This window comes from Sphingobium sp. IP1 (assembly GCF_002708645.1).
Taxonomy (GTDB): domain Bacteria; phylum Pseudomonadota; class Alphaproteobacteria; order Sphingomonadales; family Sphingomonadaceae; genus Sphingobium; species Sphingobium yanoikuyae.
On the sequence record NZ_NOIW01000100.1, the window covers coordinates 1 to 19,187 of the forward strand.

General features: G+C 60.2%; 22 protein-coding genes and 1 pseudogene. 16 read left to right on the forward strand and 7 right to left on the reverse strand.

Features of this window, described 5'->3' with window-relative positions:
• Window positions 1-199: 199 nt before the first annotated feature.
• Entirely contained in the window at window positions 200-367 is a 168-nt protein-coding gene (locus CG471_RS30780) for a hypothetical protein (protein ID WP_180275788.1), read from the forward strand.
• Between the two features lie 42 nt (window positions 368-409).
• On the opposite strand, the gene CG471_RS23790 is transcribed toward CG471_RS30780, so the two are convergent.
• Both CG471_RS23790 and CG471_RS31850 read right to left on the reverse strand, forming a co-directional pair.
• The gene (locus CG471_RS23790) at window positions 410-1,102 is read right to left on the reverse strand and encodes a sigma factor-like helix-turn-helix DNA-binding protein (RefSeq protein WP_081796339.1); all 693 of its coding nucleotides are present in this window, start codon (window positions 1,100-1,102) and stop codon (window positions 410-412) included.
• Window positions 1,047-1,295 carry a winged helix DNA-binding protein gene (locus CG471_RS31850; RefSeq protein WP_223308146.1) on the reverse strand — a complete coding sequence of 83 codons (249 nt, stop codon included), beginning with the start codon at window positions 1,293-1,295 and terminating at the stop codon, window positions 1,047-1,049. Before CG471_RS31850 ends, CG471_RS23790 begins: the two co-directional genes overlap by 56 nt.
• Window positions 1,296-1,741: 446 nt before the next feature.
• On the opposite strand from CG471_RS31850, the gene CG471_RS23800 reads away from it, so the two are divergent.
• From CG471_RS23800 to CG471_RS30320, 8 genes are all read left to right on the forward strand, one after another.
• Window positions 1,742-2,479, forward strand: coding sequence for a LuxR family transcriptional regulator (locus tag CG471_RS23800; protein ID WP_051585566.1), 738 nt, complete (start codon window positions 1,742-1,744; stop codon window positions 2,477-2,479).
• Window positions 2,480-2,551: 72 nt separating this feature from the next.
• Window positions 2,552-3,190: an acyl-homoserine-lactone synthase gene (locus tag CG471_RS23805; RefSeq protein WP_099233990.1), complete on the forward strand. Its 639-nt coding sequence runs from the start codon at window positions 2,552-2,554 to the stop codon at window positions 3,188-3,190.
• A 92-nt stretch (window positions 3,191-3,282) separates the two neighbouring features.
• Window positions 3,283-4,062, forward strand: coding sequence for a phytanoyl-CoA dioxygenase family protein (locus CG471_RS23810; protein ID WP_099233991.1), 780 nt, complete (start codon window positions 3,283-3,285; stop codon window positions 4,060-4,062).
• Between the two features lie 105 nt (window positions 4,063-4,167).
• Window positions 4,168-4,443, forward strand: coding sequence for an HU family DNA-binding protein (locus tag CG471_RS23815; protein WP_037485272.1), 276 nt, complete (start codon window positions 4,168-4,170; stop codon window positions 4,441-4,443).
• Between the two features lie 375 nt (window positions 4,444-4,818).
• Window positions 4,819-5,355: an RNA polymerase sigma factor gene (locus tag CG471_RS23820; protein ID WP_180275790.1), complete on the forward strand. Its 537-nt coding sequence runs from the start codon at window positions 4,819-4,821 to the stop codon at window positions 5,353-5,355.
• Complete coding sequence (locus CG471_RS23825) at window positions 5,352-6,377, forward strand: FecR domain-containing protein (protein ID WP_037485273.1); 1,026 nt, start codon at window positions 5,352-5,354, stop codon at window positions 6,375-6,377. Before CG471_RS23820 ends, CG471_RS23825 begins: the two co-directional genes overlap by 4 nt.
• A gap of 78 nt (window positions 6,378-6,455) precedes the next feature.
• Window positions 6,456-9,047 carry a TonB-dependent siderophore receptor gene (locus CG471_RS23830; RefSeq protein ID WP_099233993.1) on the forward strand — a complete coding sequence of 864 codons (2,592 nt, stop codon included), beginning with the start codon at window positions 6,456-6,458 and terminating at the stop codon, window positions 9,045-9,047.
• On the forward strand, window positions 9,044-11,086 hold the full coding sequence (locus CG471_RS30320; protein WP_143560269.1) for an Atxe2 family lasso peptide isopeptidase: 2,043 nt from the start codon (window positions 9,044-9,046) through the stop codon (window positions 11,084-11,086). The genes CG471_RS23830 and CG471_RS30320 overlap by 4 nt, the downstream gene beginning before the upstream one ends.
• Window positions 11,087-11,101: 15 nt before the next feature.
• Here CG471_RS30320 and CG471_RS23845 read toward each other — a convergent pair whose 3' ends face one another.
• The 5 genes from CG471_RS23845 to CG471_RS23860 form a co-directional block, all read right to left on the reverse strand.
• Entirely contained in the window at window positions 11,102-12,820 is a 1,719-nt protein-coding gene (locus tag CG471_RS23845) for an asparagine synthetase B family protein (protein ID WP_099233996.1), read from the reverse strand.
• On the reverse strand, window positions 12,817-13,467 hold the full coding sequence (locus CG471_RS23850; RefSeq protein ID WP_037485278.1) for a lasso peptide biosynthesis B2 protein: 651 nt from the start codon (window positions 13,465-13,467) through the stop codon (window positions 12,817-12,819). Before CG471_RS23850 ends, CG471_RS23845 begins: the two co-directional genes overlap by 4 nt.
• Window positions 13,468-13,517: 50 nt before the next feature.
• Entirely contained in the window at window positions 13,518-13,658 is a 141-nt protein-coding gene (locus CG471_RS30785; RefSeq protein ID WP_180275791.1) for a hypothetical protein, read from the reverse strand.
• A gap of 112 nt (window positions 13,659-13,770) precedes the next feature.
• Window positions 13,771-14,427, reverse strand: coding sequence for a GntR family transcriptional regulator (locus CG471_RS23855; protein ID WP_051585580.1), 657 nt, complete (start codon window positions 14,425-14,427; stop codon window positions 13,771-13,773).
• A 7-nt stretch (window positions 14,428-14,434) separates the two neighbouring features.
• On the reverse strand, window positions 14,435-14,851 hold the full coding sequence (locus CG471_RS23860) for a helix-turn-helix transcriptional regulator (RefSeq protein WP_037485280.1): 417 nt from the start codon (window positions 14,849-14,851) through the stop codon (window positions 14,435-14,437).
• A gap of 417 nt (window positions 14,852-15,268) precedes the next feature.
• On the opposite strand from CG471_RS23860, the gene CG471_RS30325 reads away from it, so the two are divergent.
• The 7 genes and pseudogenes from CG471_RS30325 to CG471_RS23890 form a co-directional block, all read left to right on the forward strand.
• Window positions 15,269-15,556 (forward strand): hypothetical protein, encoded by a 288-nt coding sequence (locus tag CG471_RS30325; RefSeq protein WP_037485283.1) that lies wholly within the window; start codon window positions 15,269-15,271, stop codon window positions 15,554-15,556.
• The gene (locus tag CG471_RS23865; RefSeq protein ID WP_099233997.1) at window positions 15,543-16,316 is read left to right on the forward strand and encodes a DsbC family protein; all 774 of its coding nucleotides are present in this window, start codon (window positions 15,543-15,545) and stop codon (window positions 16,314-16,316) included. The genes CG471_RS30325 and CG471_RS23865 overlap by 14 nt, the downstream gene beginning before the upstream one ends.
• A gap of 216 nt (window positions 16,317-16,532) precedes the next feature.
• Window positions 16,533-16,847 (forward strand): hypothetical protein, encoded by a 315-nt coding sequence (locus CG471_RS23870; RefSeq protein ID WP_099233998.1) that lies wholly within the window; start codon window positions 16,533-16,535, stop codon window positions 16,845-16,847.
• Window positions 16,848-16,965: 118 nt separating this feature from the next.
• Window positions 16,966-17,232, forward strand: coding sequence for a type IV conjugative transfer system protein TraL (locus CG471_RS23875; protein WP_099233999.1), 267 nt, complete (start codon window positions 16,966-16,968; stop codon window positions 17,230-17,232).
• Between the two features lie 12 nt (window positions 17,233-17,244).
• Complete coding sequence (locus CG471_RS23880; RefSeq protein ID WP_099234000.1) at window positions 17,245-17,880, forward strand: TraE/TraK family type IV conjugative transfer system protein; 636 nt, start codon at window positions 17,245-17,247, stop codon at window positions 17,878-17,880.
• Between the two features lie 40 nt (window positions 17,881-17,920).
• Window positions 17,921-18,640, forward strand: coding sequence for a type-F conjugative transfer system secretin TraK (locus CG471_RS23885; RefSeq protein WP_099234001.1), 720 nt, complete (start codon window positions 17,921-17,923; stop codon window positions 18,638-18,640).
• Window positions 18,637-19,187: pseudogene (locus tag CG471_RS23890) on the forward strand (conjugal transfer protein TraB); the annotation flags it as partial. The gene CG471_RS23885 and the pseudogene CG471_RS23890, both read left to right, overlap by 4 nt.

Genomic DNA, 19,187 nt, shown 5'->3' on the forward strand with positions numbered 1-19,187 from the left:
GCTGCCCGGATCGCCAGTATCTCGGGGTTCGTGATCTTCTTCGTCATCGTGTCATCTCCCTTCATCGTGCAGCACCATCGTGCGCCTGTTTGCAGGAGAGAAAAGACCTCAGCTAAACCACAACCGGTTCTCAGGGGCCGCACGCCTTGATCCTTCATTGAGCAAGGCGTGCCGCCGGCTGAGAGCAGGGGAAATTCACATGATCGCAAGCGAAGATGCTGCCGCAAGACGATCAAGCGCGATCAGGCTGATGGAGCGGGCGCTGGCGGAATTAGAAGCGATCGACGATGGTCTTGGCGCAATGCGCTTGCAGCATGCCATCGACGTTGTCCGCGCAAGCCAAGAGCCCGATCAGAAAGCGGACTAAAAGCCAACGGCGCACGCGGATGCCACGCTCGATGCATGATCCCTATTGCTCAATATGGTCGATAGTTCGGGCTATATTGGCGAGCGCTTGGGCAAGCAGGCGCTCACAGGTCGATATATCATGATCGAAGCGACTGGCGATTTCGCCGAGGTCGAGACCGCCAAATCGGTGCAGCATAAATACCTGTCGCGCCGTCTCCGGTAACGCTGCGATTGCGCCAGCATAGCGGGAGCTGACGAAATTTGCCAGCAGGGGAAGGATCGCGTCCCAGTCGACGAGGAGCCGCGCGCGAAGCCAGACCCCGGCAGTTGTCGAAACGATATGCGTTTCACCGGAATCCACCATGACGCCAACGGGCGTGCCCGTAAAACGGGCTGCCGCCTCCGCAGCGAGAGCAAGCGGGGTCGGCTCATCTCTCTGGAGGTAGGCATCGATATTGCGAGCAAGTGCGGCATTTCGACGTCGGCGGTGTGGACCAAACTGGCGTATAGGCGCCACCTGCAAAGCCGAACGAACCTCTCGTAGAAGCGTGAAGACATCGATCTCGGTGCCGGCTGGGCCAACAGGTTCATCATAGCGCGCCGCGCTGCTGGGGAAGGCTTGGGATGACATTGCGAACTCCTGATACTTGAATTCGCACCCTTCCTCCCCCTCCTCTCCCGCCAACGGGCCAGAACCGTCAGGACTCGCTCGTCCGATCCGCCATCCCATCCAGAATGGCAGCCAGCGCAACATGGGCCTTGTCCGTCAGCCGGATATAGATCCGCCTACCGTCTCCCGGATCGGACTGACGGTAGACCCACCCACGTTCCCGCATCGTCCTTATGCAGCTAAGCGCAGTCGTTGGAGGAACGTTGGCCGCGCTGGCAAGGCTCGATATTGCGATGTCGCGACCGCGACTCTCCGAGATGTAAAGGTCCAGCAACATGTCCCAGGCGGGATCGGCGCACAAATCAAACCCGATATGCCTGCCTATCAGTTGACGGTTGGCTATCAGGGTCAAGCACGTTTCGATGCGCCGCGCATTTCCCCGTCCGGGTTCGTTCCGTTCCACAGGATCACCTGTAAAAACCGGCGAGAAAAGCGCTTGGAGGGGAACCAGGAAGACGAGGCGAGAGCCCCCTAAACGCCAAGACGACACGAACCCCCGAAATCCCTGTAAGTCTCGCCGATATGGCGAAAAAATCCCTGCTGCGTGATCCGCCCATCTATGTTCACCCCTTCGCAAAACTGTCACAAATATTTCACGCGGCGGCGCGTCCACCTACTACCCGAAAGGGGGTGATTGGAGGCAGCTGCGCGCCAATGGAGGGGTCGCGAATGCTTAGCTAGTCTTAGACAACAGGGGATTTAGCAATGCTCATGTCACCAAGAATGATCGAGTTTATCGACGGCTGCCGCGAGATCACGGACGAAGCCGGACTGCGCGAAATGCTGCGTGAAATGACGAAAGCCCTCGGCTTCAACCAATATGCCCTGCTTCATCATGTCGATCTGGCGCGCCCGCCGGCGCATGCCATCACATTGATGGGTTATGAGGATGGCTGGATGGAGCAAATCTTGCAGAACCGCTATTTTCAGGACGACCCGATCCTGACGGCAAGCCATCGTCGCTTGACTGGCTTTAGCTGGCGCGAGGTACCCAACATCATTCGCCTCAACCGGCGGCACCGCCGGATCTTGCACCAGGCGCGGGCGCATGGGCTGCGGGACGGCTTTACCGTTCCTGTTCCACCACTGGCGGGCGAATATCGTGGAACCTGCTCCTTTGCCAGCGACCGCCCCGTCGAAATCACCTCAGACCTGATCGGAAGCGCTCAACTGATCGCCACCTTCTGCTTCGAAGTCGCCCGCAGGATCACCAATCAGGACGCGGTATCTGCTCCCAGGATGCCGCAACTTACCCAGCGGCAGCTCGACTGCATAGTTTTGGTCGGAACGGGCAAGACCAGCTGGGAAATCGGCAAGATCATCGGCCTCTCAGAAGATACGATCGATGATCATCTTTCAAACGCGATGCGCAAATGTGACGTATCGCGAAGAATCCAACTCGTCGTCCGCGCCCTGTTCGAAGGGCAAGCGAGCTATTGGGACATGTTGCGAATGTCCTAAAACACCCCCGTTCGGGTGATTGAGTGGAATCGCCATCCTTCGCATCCTGCCTGTCTCACACACAGGAGGAACATGATGCTGTCATTTGAACAGGGTGTACCTGCGCGCGTGCCCGACGCGCTCATGGCGGACATGTATCGGGATCGAAAGCGGGTCTTCATCGACTTGTTGGGTTGGGATTTACCAGCCCTGGACGGCAAGTATGAGATCGACCAGTTTGACGGTCCCGATACAATCTACCTGATCGTCGGGCTGCCGGATGGCACCCATCTGGGATCGATGCGTCTGCTGCCCACCAACCGGCCCACGATCATCGGCGATTTCTTCGACCATCTGTGCGACACCGGAGCACCCAGCTCGCAAGCGGTCTGGGAACTTTCCCGCTTGTGCCTCAGTCCGCGCATCCGCGCGGTGGAACGGCGCGGCGTCCGCAATCGCCTGCTGACATCGGCTGTCCAGTTCGCGCTGCATAACGGGATCAGCGCCTTCTGCTGCGTGACCCATGCCTGGTATATGCGTGAGGTCATGGCCTATGGCTGGCAATGCAAGGTGTTGGGTCTTCCGCAGATGGACCCCGGCGGCATGGTCGGCGCGCTGGAGATCGCGATCAATAAAGACACGCCCCGCCTCATGGCGCAGGCGGGAACCTGGGATGAAACACCCGTTCAGACCTCGTTCGACCCCTCGCTTGATCGGGGAGGGGTCCAGTGAAACACCAACGCATTGGCCATGCCGCCGGACCTCATCTCGATGCTCTGAAAAGCCAAGGTTTCTGCCTAGTCGAGAACATAATCCCGCCAGCGATGGTGGAAGGCCTCGCTTGTGACCTTGGCGACAGCTTTGCAGCGACGCCGGTGTCGCAAGGTCCCTTCTATGGGGCCGACACGGTACGGTTTGGCGGTCTGCTGAACCGATCGCCGTTCGCCGGCCTTTTCATCCAGCATCCGCTCATTCTCGAAATCGTCGAAAATATCCTGGGCCCATGGTGCGACAATATCCAGCTCAACCTCACCCAGGCGATCGAGATCCGGCCGGGCGCCGAGCAACAGGTGCCCCACCGCGATCAGGATATGTGGCCGGTCAGCCGGATGCTCCCCAGCGACCATGAAGCGGAGTATCTGGTGAATGTGATGTGGCCATTCACACCCTATCGACCAGAAAACGGGTCCACCATCCTCTGGCCCGGCAGCCATCGTCGGCGCGACGAAGATCTGATCGATCCGGACGAAGGGGGGTCGCTGGAGATCGCCCCAAGTTCCGCGCTCCTGTTTCTGGGATCGACGCTGCATTGTGGCGGCGCGAACCGAACCAGGGCAGCGCGCCGCGGGATGATCGTCAGCTATTCGCTGGGGTGGCTCAAACCCTATGAAATCCAGACGCTCGTTTACCCGCCCGAAATGGCAAAGCGATTTTCACCGGATCTGGCGCGCCTGATCGGCTATCAGGTTCATCGGCCCAATCTAGGCAATGTCGAAGGACGGTGCCCGTCGGAGCTGCTTGGCGAGCGCCAATATGGCGGCGCTGTGGACGCCCTGGGAGACGAACAGATGGCCTTGATCGAAGCATTTCGAAGCCAGATTTAATCGTGAAACAGGGATGCGCCCGCCAGTACGGCACGCATTTACCTATCGACTGGCTGGCGCCTTCACGGCATGAGCTACGCTTCCTACAAAAGGGAAAGTTAGCTGATGAATACCACTGAGCTGGTCGAGGCGGTTGCCGCTACCCAGGGCGTCACCAAGACCGACACGAAGAAAATTCTGGACGGTCTTGTTGAAGCGATCGCCACTGCTGCCGCCAAGGGCGAAGAAATCTCGATCAACGGCTTTGGCAAGTTCAAGGTCAAGGCGAGCCCAGCACGCGACGGCCGCAATCCGCGGACCGGCGAACCGATGAGCATTGCTGCATCGCGTAAGCTCGGTTTCACGCCTGCCAAGGCGATCAAGGACAAGCTCAACGGCTGATCCGAAAGGCTCCCCGGGCCGCTTTACTGGGCTCGGGGAGCAAAAATGCATCGTCATGGCCAACGACAGGAGATCCTGCCCTTCCCCTTGACAGCGCCGTGCCGCTATGCAGACTTCAAGGAAGCGAGACAGGACTGCCGGCGACCTCTCGCAGATTTTCTCGTCAGGCATCAATCACGCTCGTCCATGACGGCCGAGCGGCCGTACCGGATCAAAGCCCAGCGCTGATAGCGCAGAGCGAACGGCGGCAACAGCGTGTGCGGACTGGTCCGGTTTTCCGGATGGTTCGTGTCGGCATGTAGCGTTATCCCATGTTCATCTCTCGCAATTGCCCGACTTTGGGCAGCGATGCAGTGCCTGGAAAGTGTCCAGGCAATGAGTGACAGAGTTCAAGGCGGGAGTGGAGACCGCAATCCCGTGTCAGTTGCCTCGATCGAGGCGCTCTATCGGCATGAGTCAGACCGCCTCATTCGCTTTTTCGCGCGGCGAACGCGCCACGAAGCCGAGGCCCAGGACCTGATGCATGACGCATTTCTCCATTTGTCCCGCGCCAATATCGAGGGGGACCCCCTCCCCTATTTGTTCAGGATCGCAAGGAATTTGCTCATCAGCAGGACGCGCCGCGATGCCAGATGGAGGCGCCTTGTCAGCGACGCACCGATCGATGAAGGCAGGGCGTTCGCGTCGCCACCAGAGCAGTCACTGAACCTTGAGGCAGAAGACGTGAAGCGACAATATCAAAGCGTTATTGACCGACTGCCCGAGAAAACCAGACGCATCTACCTGATGCATCGCCTGGGCGGTCGAACCTATATCGAGATAGCGCAGGAGATGAATCTGAGCGTCAAGGCGATCGAGTATCACATATCATCGGCATTGAAGGCGCTTGTGAGAGGAGTGGATCAGGCATGACCGAAGAGAGACCGGATCCGATCGCACCTCTGGGCAATCAGCTCTATGACGACGCCGCAGACTGGTTTGCCAAAATGCGCGGTCCTGATGCCAAATCGCATGAGTCGGATTTCAAAGCCTGGCTCGCCCGCGGCGCATTGCACCGGGCCGCCTATAACAAGGTATCGGAGATATTCACCGACAGTGGAAGAGTGGATGATCCTGATGGCAGTGTAGCAAGCGAAAAGCCCCGGTCCCGCCCCGGCAAGCAGGGTCTGGCGATGATCGCGCTCCTCATCGGGCTGGGCGCAATCTCGGCAAAGGTGATGTTTCATGCAGTGCTCGACCGCCAGGAGGCTGGGCAGCTCCAGCATGGAGCGCCTGATCATTTCACCGTTGCGAGCGCCGTCGGCCAGATACGGAGCATCGCACTTCCAGACGGATCGACCATCCTTCTTGACACGAACAGCGAGGTGCAGGTCGCATTCACCGCAAGCGACCGGCGCCTCAGACTTGTCCGCGGTCGTGCCCGGTTCGAGGTTGCGCATGAACACCGCCCCTTCAACGTGGCTGCCGGCGCGGGAACAGTAACCGCGCGCGGCACGATTTTCGACGTGCGTCTCGCTGAAGGCGGAAAAGTGTCGGTTGCTCTGCTCCGGGGCGCGGTCGATGTCACCGTGGCCAGCTCTGGAGCGACTTCTCGTCAACGACTGCACCCAGGGGAAAAGACGGCCTTTGCCCCTCACCTGGAAGCGCCGCGACCCATTGGTGATAGCGAACCGAATTTGTGGACGCAGGCAAAAGGCGAGTTTCATGACGTGCCTTTGGTAGATGTTGTGATTGAGGCCAATCGCTACGCCCGTGTGCCGATCGACATCGGCGACGCCGAAACAGAACGGCTGCGGGTGTCCGGGATATTTTCGCTCAAGGACACAGAAGCGTTGAGCATGAAGCTCGCAGCTCTTTTTGATCTGGAGCGCGAGGCGGGCAAGGAGCGGATCATTTTGCGGCAGCGGCAGGACAAGAGAAAATTTCACCCCTGATTTAGGGGTGCCCCTCGCTGAGGCGTGAAAGCCCCCACGAAACCGGCAAAATGTACAAGCCGGGTCAAAGGGGGCTTTATGAGTATTACCCGCAAACTGCTGCCGACTCTCCTCGCCTCGGCGTGCATCCCTGCAGCGGCATTTCCCGCCGTCGCGTCGGCACAACAGGATAGCGTTGCCGATTTCGACCTTCCATCGCAGCCGATGGAAACCACCCTGCGGGCCATCGCGCAGGCCAGCAGCCTGGAGGTTCTGTATGACGCGCAGGAGATGGGAGATCTGATCGCCCCTCCCATCAAGGGACGCATGACGGGACCGCAGGCTCTTGCCACGTTGGAACAGAAATCTCCGCTTCAGATCGAATATGCGCAAGGCAGCGCCGTGGTTCACCGGCGCGGCCGCGCTGCGGGAGCTGGCCAGAACAATAGCCATTCGGAGGCGATCATCGTCACTGGTACGCGGATCGCCGGTGCCGAGCCTTCCGCATCCGTCATCACGCTTTCCCGGGAGACGATGCGCGATGCCGGCCAGTATCAGCTGGGCGACGTCATGCGCTCGGTGCCGCAGAATTTCAACGGGGGCCAGAATCCCGGCGTGCTTGCGGGCAGTCCGACCGCCGCCGACCTGAATGTGAATTCCGCGACCGGCGTAAATTTGCGGGGTCTCGGAGCGGATGCGACCTTGACGCTGCTCAATGGAAAGCGATTGGCCTATGATAGCGGGATCGAGTCCATCGACATTTCCGCCATCCCCATGGCAGCCGTCGAGCGGGTGGAAATCCTGACAGAGGGCGCATCCGCTATCTATGGTTCGGACGCCGTCGCGGGCGTGGTGAACGTCATCCTGAAACGCGACTTCCAAGGGCTCGATATATCGGCCCGGCTTGGAGCCGCGACGGATGGAGGTGATGTCGAACAGCAATATTCCGCGGTCACCGGTGCCCGGTGGAACAATGGCGGCTTTCTCATTACCGCAGAGACCGGTCGGAACACGTCGATCAAGGCCGGCGAACGAAGCTATGGGAGCAACCTCAATCACAGCACAACCCTGCTTCCTGAGCAGAAGCATTATGCCATTGCCCTGACCGGGCATCAGCAAATCAGCAGCGCTTTGACCTTCGATCTCGATGCCCTGTACAACCATCGCACCTCCTTCTTTGCGACCGCCCTCACGCCGACGGCGGACTATCGCCAGTCGGGCCTTCCGACGTCGTCCCGCCTGTCATCCTTCGTCATCACGCCCCGGCTTGCATGGGATTTTGCAAAGGACTGGTCGGTCTCGGTTACTGGCACCTATGGCGAGGACAAGAGCAGTGTCGCGACGGGCTATAATGCCGGCGGCGTGCGAGTTAGCACCAGCGAGGCGCGGTACGCCAATAACATCCTGCTTGGCGAATTGAACCTGGCGGGCAGTCTGTTCAAACTCCCGGGCGGCGACGCGAAGATCGCGGCGGGTGGAGGATTTCGCCAAAACGGCCTCGACTCCCGGCTTCGGACAGTCACTTCGAGCGCGATCATCCCCGGAACGACGTTCGATGAAACCCGGAAATCGAGCTACGTCTTCGCTGAAGCCAATCTGCCCCTCGTCTCACCGGACAATGATGTTCCAGGGATCGAACGCCTGACGCTGATCGGCGCACTGCGACATGAAAGATATCGGGCTATCGGCAATGTCACCACGCCGAAGCTTGGCGTCGTCTACGCTCCCGTCGCTGACGTGACCTTCCGCGCCAGTTGGGGCAAATCGTTCAAGGCGCCGACCTTCCGCCAACTTTATCTGACCCAGCGCGGGCAAATCGATCTGCCGAGCTATTATAGCGCGACGGGTTCAGCAGGCGATACGGTCCTGCAATTGACGGGCGGCAATCTCGATCTCAAGCCTGAGAAAGCGGAAACCTGGTCCACAGGTATCACCGTCAAGCCGCATTTCGTTCCTGGGCTGAAGGTTGAGCTCAGCTATTTCCATACCAATTACAAAGATCGGGTTGTAACCCCGATTGCAAGCCGCGTTGGCGCGCTGTCGAACCCCTTGTATAGTGCGCTCATCACCGTTGATCCGACAATCGCGCAGGTTCAAAGTGCCCTTGCACTGGCGACTGGCGGCTTGCTCAATAATGCCGGCGTTGCGTTCGACCCTGCCAGGGTTGCCTATATCATCGACAACAGAAGCAGAAACGCGGCTCGACAGGAAATCCAGGGTGTCGATCTCGCCCTGGAATATCACCTCAAGACCAGGGATATGGGCGATCTTCAGTTTTCAGGGTCGCTATCCTATCTCCAGAGTCGCCAACAGCTCTTGCCGGGTCAGACCCCGGAGCAACTCGCCGGCACGGTGTTCCGTCCGCCAAGCTGGCGCGCGCGCGGTGGTGTAGCCTGGCAGTTAAGCGAGCTGATGTTCGCGGGCTATGTGAACTATACTGACAGCCTTGAAGACCGACGGTTTGGCAGCACTGAAACGGTCGCATCCATGACCACGGTCGACACCAATATCCGCTATGAGCCGCACTCGACCACGCTTCCGGGCATCAGCTTTGCTTTGTCGGTCATGAACATCTTCAATGCCAAGCCCGATCGTATCAGAACAGCGAGCGCCTTTGTCCCTGCCTTCGATTCCACCAACTATTCCGCCATCGGCCGATATGTCGGCTTCACCGTGGAGAAGAGCTGGTGACAGGTCTCCTTCTCGCGATCGCAGCGTCGGCGATTTCCGCACCGGCGCAGCCCGCCTGCACGGATGTTCCTCAAGGGGGTGTTTCGACCACCGGCACCCGGTTGATGACATCGGACGATCTTGCGCGTCTGCGCGATTTCGGCGAACCAACCGATTCGCAATCGGATGTTGGCTTAAGTGTTTCGCCTGACGGTAGGCAAGTTGCCTTCCAGATCCGTCAAGCGGATCCCGTTAGCAACAGCTACTGCCTTTCCATGATCGTGATGGCCACTGACGGGCATGGAGAAGCGCGCATTGTCGATCGCGGTGGCGAGCTGATCCTCCGGCACGATCCGCAATGGGGGCTTGGGCCTTATCCTTCGGGCAACGCCAAGGCCATCAAAGCCGAGTGGTCGCCCGACGGACGTTCGCTGGCGTTCCTCAAACAGGTGAACGGACAAGTCCAGGCTTGGGTTGCTGACCCATCGGGCGGTGGATCGCGCGCCGTCGCGACGGGACCATCCAATGTGGTGGGAGTAAAATGGGCGGACAATGCCCCCGTTCTCGATGTGACGTTCGAAGATTTGACTGCGCTCAAGCTCGCCGATGCACAGGAGGCCCGCCAAGGCTATCATCTTGACGATCGCTTTGTCCCGGTCACGGGAGACCGACCATTTTTCGTTGCGCCCCTTCCCCAGCGTCATGAAGCCATCCCGGTCAGCCCATTCCCGACAGCTTCTTTCACGAAGCCTGAGGACGTCGGTAGAGCGCCAACGCCGCCTCCACATTGGCTGCCCTTTGTCATTGTTGATCAGGGCGCGGCCGTGTCGATTGAGGAGCTTGCCCGGAAGGCGGGAATAACTCGAAGCTGCCCGGATGCCGCCTGCAGCGGACGAATTCTCGCAGCATGGCAGGCTGCCGACCGCCAATCTCTTCTATTCCTCCGGCGTGTAGGCCGCGCCAATGGCGACATGGCGCTGTATCTCTGGCGGATCGACAAGGGCAAGGTGATCGAGCGCTTCCGAACCGCTGGTCTCCTCCTGGGCTGCGAACCTGCCCAGGATATGCTGGTCTGCGCACAGGAGGAAGCGACCGTCCCGAGGAGGATCATCAGGCTCAATCCGCAAACAGGTGCGCCAAGCCTCGTCTTCGATCCGAACCCCGAATTCAAACAGTTCCGTTTGGGTCCGGTCCGGCGGCTCTTCTGGAGCAATGATCGCGGCATCGAGACCTATGGCGATCTTGTCCTTCCGTCGGAAAGCCGGAAGGGTGAGAAGCTTCCACTGATTGTCACGACCTATCGCAGCCGCGGCTTTCTTCGCGGGGGCACTGGAGACGAATATCCGATCCAGCCACTGGCGGCACGGGGTTATGCGGTTCTGAGCTTCGATGAACCCCGACACGTTGCATCATTTGTAAAGACAAGCTCACAGGCGGAATATAATGCGATCAACCGGAAAAACTGGGCGAACCGGCGCAGCATCCAATCCTCCCTGGAAGCGGGAATCGCGATGGTCGAGCGGCTCGGCCTGACCGATCCGACGCGGAGGGCCATCACGGGCCTGAGCGAAGGAGCGTCCATTCTGTGGTTCTCGCTTATCAACAGCAATCTCTTCGCCGCGGCGTCCGTCAGTCACTGCTGTGAAGAGCCCATCAGTTCGATGGCGCTGCTCGGAGAACGCGGCGCAAAGGGTTTCGAGGCAGGTGGCTACCCGCTCCTGTCGACCAATGATCAGCCTTTCTGGGCCAATATGTCGGTTTCCCGCAATGCCGCGAAGATTTCCACGCCCATTTTGTTCAATCTTGCCGACGCCGAATATCTGCACTCCCTGGTCTCGATCCGGGCACTGCGTTTTTTTGGCCAACCGGTCGACGCCTATGTCTTCCCGGACGAGCAGCACATCAAATGGCAGGCTGCCCACCGCCTCGCCGTCTATGAGCGCAATATCGCCTGGTTCGACTTCTGGCTGAAGGGGATCCCGCCACGCGATGCGGAGACGGCAAAGCGATGGACGCTGCTGCGCGACAGGAAGCCCGTCGCCGAGAAGAAGGCGGGCTGACCGAGAGATGACATTCTAACGGAGGCTCGACCAATGCCGGCACCAGGCTTCGGTGTCGGCGAGTTGCAGCAATCTCAGGCTCCGCGGCCCCCTCTGCTGCATGACATTGTCCAAAGCCTGGGAAACCGCTTTCACATCGATCACCTGCTGCTCGGCGAGGATCCCGCCGAGCAGCATTTCCCGCATCTGCGAGCGATATTTCGACAGGAGCTGGGAAGAGAAACTGGTGGGGCCGGACTTTGCTTTTCGATTCACAATCGCTGGCGGCAGGGCCGACGAAAAGGCTTCACGCGCGACCGCACGATTGCGCCCGCCACGGACCCAGGCCCAGCTCGGTATGCCAAGACAGGCTTCGACGACCGGCTGCGCGATCAGGGGATTGAGCATCGGCGGGCCGTCAGCATCGAACGGACTTTCGATACTCTCCTGGACGCGCAGAAGCATACCCACATGAAATGCCTTCCCCGGAGGCGTGCCCCTTGGGCAATCGAGCCAGCTATGTCGCGGAAGGCGGATTTCTTCGGTCTGGGCCAGCAGATCCGTGTTGATCCCCCAGGCATGGCGAGCCGACCGCCGGACGCGCCTCCAAATGCCTTTGATACCTTCACCCACCGAGCAGCCCGTCAATTCGCAGATATTCTCGAACGTCGCCATCGTAGCGAGCAGGGATCGGCGCGCTTTCAGACTGTCGATCACCGCGTTCATCGACTGGCTCGAACAAAAAACCTGGTCGCCGCCGCTTCCATTTACGAGAATATCGGCGTCGATCTCTTTGACGATGGGGGCAGCCAGCTTGCCCATCGCCTGAAAAAGAGGACGCCTCTTGGGCCGGGGAAGATGGGGGGCCACGCAGGTTGTGAAGTCCACCAGCGAAGGGTCGAGAAAACGCTCCGCCAAGGGATAGTCGAGGGCGTCGGCTACGATTCGTGCGAAACCGCGTTCGTCTCCTGACAGGTCGGCGGTATAGGTGGTCAGGCAATGAGCGGCACGATCAGCGGCATGTAGCGCGGCGAGAACAACCGAAGAATCGAGACCTCCTGACATAAAGACGAGCGGGCGTTCATAGGTGCCACAGAGCGTGGCGACCGTATCGCACACCGCCTCCCTGACGGTAGAACCGACATACGCCTCTCCATGATCGCGCGAATCAGGGCAATAGTCCCAGGGCGACCAGAATGGACGCTCGACGGGTTGGCTGGCCAGTTCCGTGAGCACCATGCCCGGCCGTAAATCGAATATGCCCGCAAGGCAGGTTTCTTCCGCATAGTAGCCGTCCGACGCTATAAGGTCGCGGACCCGGTCGCTGGCGATCGTGAAGCAATCACCGAGCAGCCTGACATCGTTACTGATGCGGAGTCCGTTCGGCTCAGCCTTGTAATAGGCAGAGAGCGCGCCCGAAGGATCGCGGGCCACCAACGGACCTTCGGCATTCGCGCTGTCGCACACGAGCACATAGGAGCCCCAGAAATGGGTGCTGATTGCCTCGAGCATTTCCGCTGGCCCGGTCGCCTTCCAATTCAGAAGGCTTTCCAGCGTCCTTTCGCGACCTTTGCGAGGGAAGAAGGCGCCCAGAATCACACCCACCCCGCCCGGCAGAAGCCTGAAGGGCAGACCAGACTCAATGCCGATCGCCAATCGTTCGCTCGCGTAAACCGGTCGCAGCCCGGCCTCCGCGATCCTACCTTCCGCGCCAGGCAGTCTGTCCGACACGACCAAATAGCGCTGCGCCATCATGACGCGAAAACCGGGGTAAACTGAACGACATGCTCATGATGGTCATCGAGCACGGTGACACCGCGCTGAAGCCAGCAATGCGCCTCGAAGGGCAGGAGCCGAACGCCGAAAACGAGGGCCGCGCCATAGCCACAGCGTTGCATCTGGCGCCGGATCAGCAAGGATTGCGACAGGCATTGATCCTTCGCGCCGAAAATCCGGCCTGCGGCGTGAACCGCCTCGACAATCTCTGCGATATCTTCTGCTCCACGGTCGCTTCGTTCGTAAAGGAGATTGCTCAGATCCCGTGTGAGCAATCGCGGAAGGCCTTTCTTGGCCAGCACCCGTTTCACATAGACGCGATCCAGCAAGGCGACGGGCGACCGAACGGCCATGGTATAACGCGCCGCGCGGGTGGCGAGCGATCGCTCCGCCACCGGCACGCGGACGGGGCGCATGTCATGGTCGCCGGTCGTATCGCAAATGATCCCGTCCGCGATCAGGGTCTCGATATGGTGCTGATCGACGATTTGCCCGTCCGCAAACGCCAAAAATGCGTCGTTGAGTTCCGGCGACAGGCAGAAATAGCGATCGCTGGCGAGGGCCAGGAAAATCGCCTTGTTTGCGCCGACGCCATAAGAGAGACCATCCGCCAAGACAAATCCCACAGCACCCTCCTTTTGAAGAAAAGGGGCACGCGGCTGCGTGCCCCCTTCCATCATTCGTCGGCGAGGCCCATGCTCGTCAGGGCCTGGTTGGTGAGAATGTCCTCCTGGACACCAAAAGGACCACGGGTCAGTTCGGTGACCGAACCCAGTTCGATGATGTCGGACTGGCCGACCGTCTCTTCGTCACGCATCGTTGCACTCCTCATAACCGCCGCAATGTCGCGGCCATTAGAAGGTAGGTCGGCGAAGGATATATATCGCAGTTCATAAAGCGCCGATCCGGCGCAAGGGATCGGAACCGCGCTAGATTTTGTGGCTCGCGTCGGGGATTCCGGTCTGAACAGGCTGGTCGCTCGACAAAAAATGCTGGACGATCGCGCGCGCGCAGCGCCGATGATGGGCCAGAAGTTGTCGCCCAAGACGTGCGCGATCGCGCTGCTCGGCAAGTTTATGAATGGAAACGCATTCCAGCAGAGCCCTTTTGCTGCCGCGGCACTGATAGGTGCGAATCCATCTCAGGCGTTCATTCGCCTGTTCGCCCCAGGCCAGGATCGCCTTGTTATTGGAGGCGGCAAAGAGATTGACGAGAACCATTTCGAGTAGCTGCACGGCTTCCTCAGCAAGGGGCGTAGCAGCACGCGGCTGATCGTCGTCCCTCATTGGCGGCGGCCCGGTCCAGCGTTGTAGACCCACCACCAACAGCTTCTGGCTGAGGTCGAGAATGTCGAGCAGCATATCCCGGCTGCTCGGCTTCACATGAAAGCCTTCCGGCGTCATTTCGACGAGACCTTCGCCAACCAGGCGATAGATGGCTTCGCGCACGGGCGTGATGCTTGCTTCATGCTGGCCGGCAATCCTTGTCGCCGTCAGCTTGGCGCCGGGTGAGAATTGGCCGGCGAGAATATGGGCCTTGATGGTCCGGTAAATGCGATCATGCGTGATCGGCTCGAGCGCGGGCATTGATGCCTCACGCCCCTTCGGTTCGCTGCGGGGACCACCAGCGCGGCGTCAGCTTCTGCTTCATGCGGGAGAGTTTTCGCCTGACGAAGAGGTCGATGCATTCGCGCTCGATCTCTTCGAAATCTCCGTATGTGAGTTCGCGAGGAAACTCCATCTGGTGCCCACGGAATAGAAACGGAAAGAAGATATAGCCTGTCTTGAGCTGCAGATGTTCAGCGCAGACAACATGAAAATCGAGCCGGGAACTGGGGTTTCCCGATTCAATTTCCTGGAGCCAGCGGCGGCTAATGCCGATCTCGCGCGCGAACTGCACCTGCGTGATCCCGTTTCGTCTGCGCGCCTGTTCGATGCGTCGTCCGGACAACTCCTTCACGAAGTTGAGAAGCGGACTGTCCGTTAGCGCTGTCGCCTTGTCTGGTGACATGTGCTCCCCTCTTTGGAGAATAAGCCCGCCATGGCATCCCTGTGACCGGACAATAGGCAGCCCTCGCCGCACCGCAACAGAAACAATCGCCGATCCGGCGAGTCTTGGCCGGGGAAATCAACGGCTTTATCGCCATTCGCAGTCGCTGGGCACGCCTCGCTTCACCACGCGATGCAAGATGGATCCGCACTTAGACCGGTGCGCCTTTGGGGAAAGCGTGATCGCGAAATGGGCACTGTAGTGCGCATTGAGCAGGAAAATGCGCTTTGCGCACTTAAATGCTCCCGTGATTGCGGCGATGGTTCCGTTCGATCATCCACCTGTCATCGAGACAAGATGCGAAGCGCAGATGCCACGAGGTCGCCATAGTCGGTCGACAGTAAGGCGGAGCGCTTCCCCCAACATTGGGAGTTCGCGATGATTATTGCCTTTACCTATCTGGTGTCAGCCGCACTTCCAATGCAAGCGGCGACACCATCCCGGCCAGGGCTGAATATTGAGGATGGATTTTCAACCTCCCTCAGCGCGCCGCTCCAGCATATCGCTGCTAAGGGCGGTGACTTTGCCATCCGAGAGACGTCTCGCACTGCCGGCGTGCAAGAGCCTGAGCAGCGGTTGACTTTCACGCTCGGTGCCCATGTTTCGCTGCCGCTCCTCAACGGCTCGTCCGCATCGCGGAAGGAGGCGGCTCATGAAGCGCGCTAAGCCCCTGTGGGGCCTGATCCTGCTTGGATCGCTTGCGACAGTTGGGAGCGCTTTCTCCCAGGAACCATCAACAGAGGCGCTCTCGAAGGCGGCAACGCTGGCGCAGCAGCAGCTCAAACAGACCTTCACCAATTTGTCGTTCGAGGATTTTGGTCCTTCGCCGATAAAGGGACCGATCTATCAGGCGAATGCCGGCGGACGCATGGTCTATTATGCGCCCGAGAGCGAGCATATCCTCTTTGCCGCCATCTATGATCGCAGCGGCGTCAATGTGACGGCACTCGCGCAGGATGCCGCTGCCCGCAAGCGGATCGCCGCTATAGATCGATCGAAAGCACTCATCGTGGGTCCACCCGGCGCGCCCGAGGTCATCGAGTTCACCGATCCCGACTGCCCCTACTGCCGCGCCCTGGATCGTTTTTGGGCGACGAAGGCGGCCGAGGGAAAGCCTGTGCGACGGGTCATCTTCTTCGTGAGCGGCATCCATCCCACCGCAGCGTCCAAGGCCGAGCATATCCTTTGCGCCAAGGACAGCGAAGGGACGTTCCGCGCCATCTATGGCGGCACGGCGCCAGCGAAGCTCGATCAATGCCCCGACGGCCATGCGCGCCTTGCCGCCCATGATGCCGCGGTCAAGGGGATCGGTCTTTCGGGCACGCCGACGCTCATTCTCGACGGCAAGCTCATCTCGGGCTTCCAGCAGGGCGAGATCGAGGGCTGGCTTCAGCAAAAGCAAGGCCAGGACCATGCAGGCAAATAGCTCTGCCGGCCAGGCCCGGCGTCTCTCCAGAATTATGGCGGCCATCTCGAACGGGTCGGAGGCAATCTACGGAGACACCGCCTCGCCCGCGACATGGACCGGAATGCCGATGGCGCTGCCCTTCCTGGGCCGTCCAGCAGGGTCATCGGCCGACAGCGATCACGATCGAGGCCGGCAGGCACTTTGAGGACGACCCGGTTCAACGGAGGTAAGTTCATGAATATGCGATTGGGAAAGCGGCTGGCGTCGGCCGCGGACTATGGTGTGGCCCTCCTGCTGCTGGCCGTTGTCGGCAGCGCGGCCCATGCCTTTTCCGCGCCGGCGCAGGGCGATCTTGGCTACGATATCTACGACATCGTGGTGAACCAGGGCGTCAAGGGACCACTGGGCTTCGTGGGAGGAGTCGCGGCCTTTCTCTTCGGCGTCTCGCGTCTCTTCTCCAACATCATGATCGGCATCCCGACGATCGTGGCGGCGGTCTGCCTCATCAAGGCGGATTCGATCCTCCAGACCTTCGGCATGACCATCTGACACCTGTCTGACGACGCCAGCGCGGACCACAATCCGGGCCGGCAACACCCACCGGAGCCGATGGTCGGTTCCCGGAACGATGCCCTGCGGGGTGTCGTGAAGCAGGAGGAGAAGGGACATGGATGAGCGTCTTCCCCAATATCTTCACCGCCCCGTCCAGATCCTCTGGTTCGGTTCCGATGAATTCATATTGGTGATGGCCACCATCTTCGTCGCGGTGATCGTCGGCGGAGTGATCGGCTGGGCGCTCATCTGTTCCCTTCTCCTTTTCATTCCCTGGAAGCGGACCAAGCCGAGAGGCTTCATTCCTCATCTGGCCTGGCGCTGGGGGCTCCTGCGCTTCGCACATTATCCGGGTCCGACACAGACCCGCTTCTTCGAGTGAGGAGCCGATCCCATGATCTTTTCCAGACAGAAAGCCGGACAAGCCACCGACCCGCTCATGGGCAAGCCATCGAGCTGGGGCATTCACCGCTATCTTCAGGGCTCCTCCAATCTCTTCGAGGAAAACCGCCTGCTCAAATTCGCGGTGGTGGGCCTGTTCGGCGTCACCAGCGTGCTGGGCATCGTCATCTATAGCTCGAACCAGAACCAGCGGACGATCGTCATTCCGTTCGGCGCGTCAGGCGATCTTTATGTGACGGGCAACAAGCCGTCCTCCGCCTATTTGCGCACGATCACCCGCAACATCGTCGCCCTGTCGGGCACCTATTCAGCCTATTCCGCCGATCGGCAGTTCCAGGAACTCCTGACCCTCGCCCACCCGTCAGCCTATAACGCGCTGCGCGACAGTCTGAACGGCATATTGGACGAGCTCGCCGACAATCCGACGCTCTCGATCGCTACCTATATCCGGGCGGATCAGCCGATCGTCTACACCGACCGCGAGATCGCCGTCCCCGTCGAAAAGGTCCGGGTGATCGGCGGCGTGATCCGCAAATTTCGGGGCACGCTGCGTATCCGCTTCGCGCTCGACAATGGCCGCTTCTGGCTGACCGCTCTTACCGAGGAAAATTTCAATGCTGAACGCTGAAGCTTTCGGCGCGCTCGCCGTCGTCCTGGGCCTGTCGGGCATGCACATGGTCGCGGCGGCCCAGTCGCAGCCTGTCGCTGCGCTGCCCGACCAGACGAGCACGCTGCGCCTCTCCAACCGCGACATCAATCATCTGATCTGCGTCGGGGGCGACATAGAGGACGTCAAATTCTCCGCGGAGAAAGCGATCGCCGTTGAGCGGGCCGGCTCCGACGCCTGGATCAAATTCCTGGTCAAGGAAAGCGACGATCAGGGGCAGATCACGCGCAGCTATGTGACCGCCCCGTCGGAATTCTTCGTCTCCTGCAACGGCGCTATTTATCCGCTCTATGCCGAGCCAGCAGATATTCCGGCGCAGACCGTCACCCTTGTCCCCGGCGCTCACCAGCGCGCCCAGGCGAATAGGGAGCTTCTTGGTCCCCTCGTCGAAGAGGAGCGCGCGGTGTCGATCACCCTTTCGCTGCTCGCAGACCGGTTGCCGGCCAGTTTCGCCGAGACGGCGCCCCGAGCCGGAACGATTGCGATCACCACTCTTCCCGATCTCACCATCGTCGAGCGAAAGGCCATCCAGATCGATGGCGCCGGCCTTTCAGCCTCCGAATATTCGGTGACGGCAAAACAGCCCGTCCTTCTCGATGAGCGCTCTTTCCTGCGCTCGGAACTGGGCTCGACCATCTTCGCCCTGACCCTCGATCGATCGGACCTCAAGACCGGCGAGAGTGCGCGCCTCATTGTCGTTCGTCGGGGAGAGCGGCCATGATCGACAGAGGAAGGCCGGGCTATGTGGATCTGACCGCCAGGTCCGACGACGACCGAAATTCGAAGCCTAAGAGCGATGCCGACAGTTCACAGGACGGCGTAAAAACCCGCGGCGCGCCACTGCTCGATTTCAAGACCCATTGGGCCGCGCTCAGCGCAACCCAGAAGCTGCGCTGCAAGCAGGCCGGCGTCGCCGCCGGCATCGCGATCCTGGGCTATGGCCTGTACACAGCAAGCAGCGGGTCGAGCCAACCGACCGAACTGCCGCCCAGCGCTTCCAAGCTCGACATGGGCGCCGGTCTGCGCGGCGACAGCCTTGAACTCAAGATGCGGGGCGACCTCAAGAAGATTATCGACGGCCAATCGCTTCTTGGCGACCGGATCAGCGCGATCGAGGAGGGCAAGATATCGCCCGTCGATCCAGCTGGACGCGAGAGCGTGGAATCGGGCGAGCTGCCCCCAGCCTTCCCCGGCGCGGAGATACCTGCCTATCCGCCGACTGGCGGACAGAGCGCGCAATCGGGTCCAGAGCAAAGCGATATTCCGCC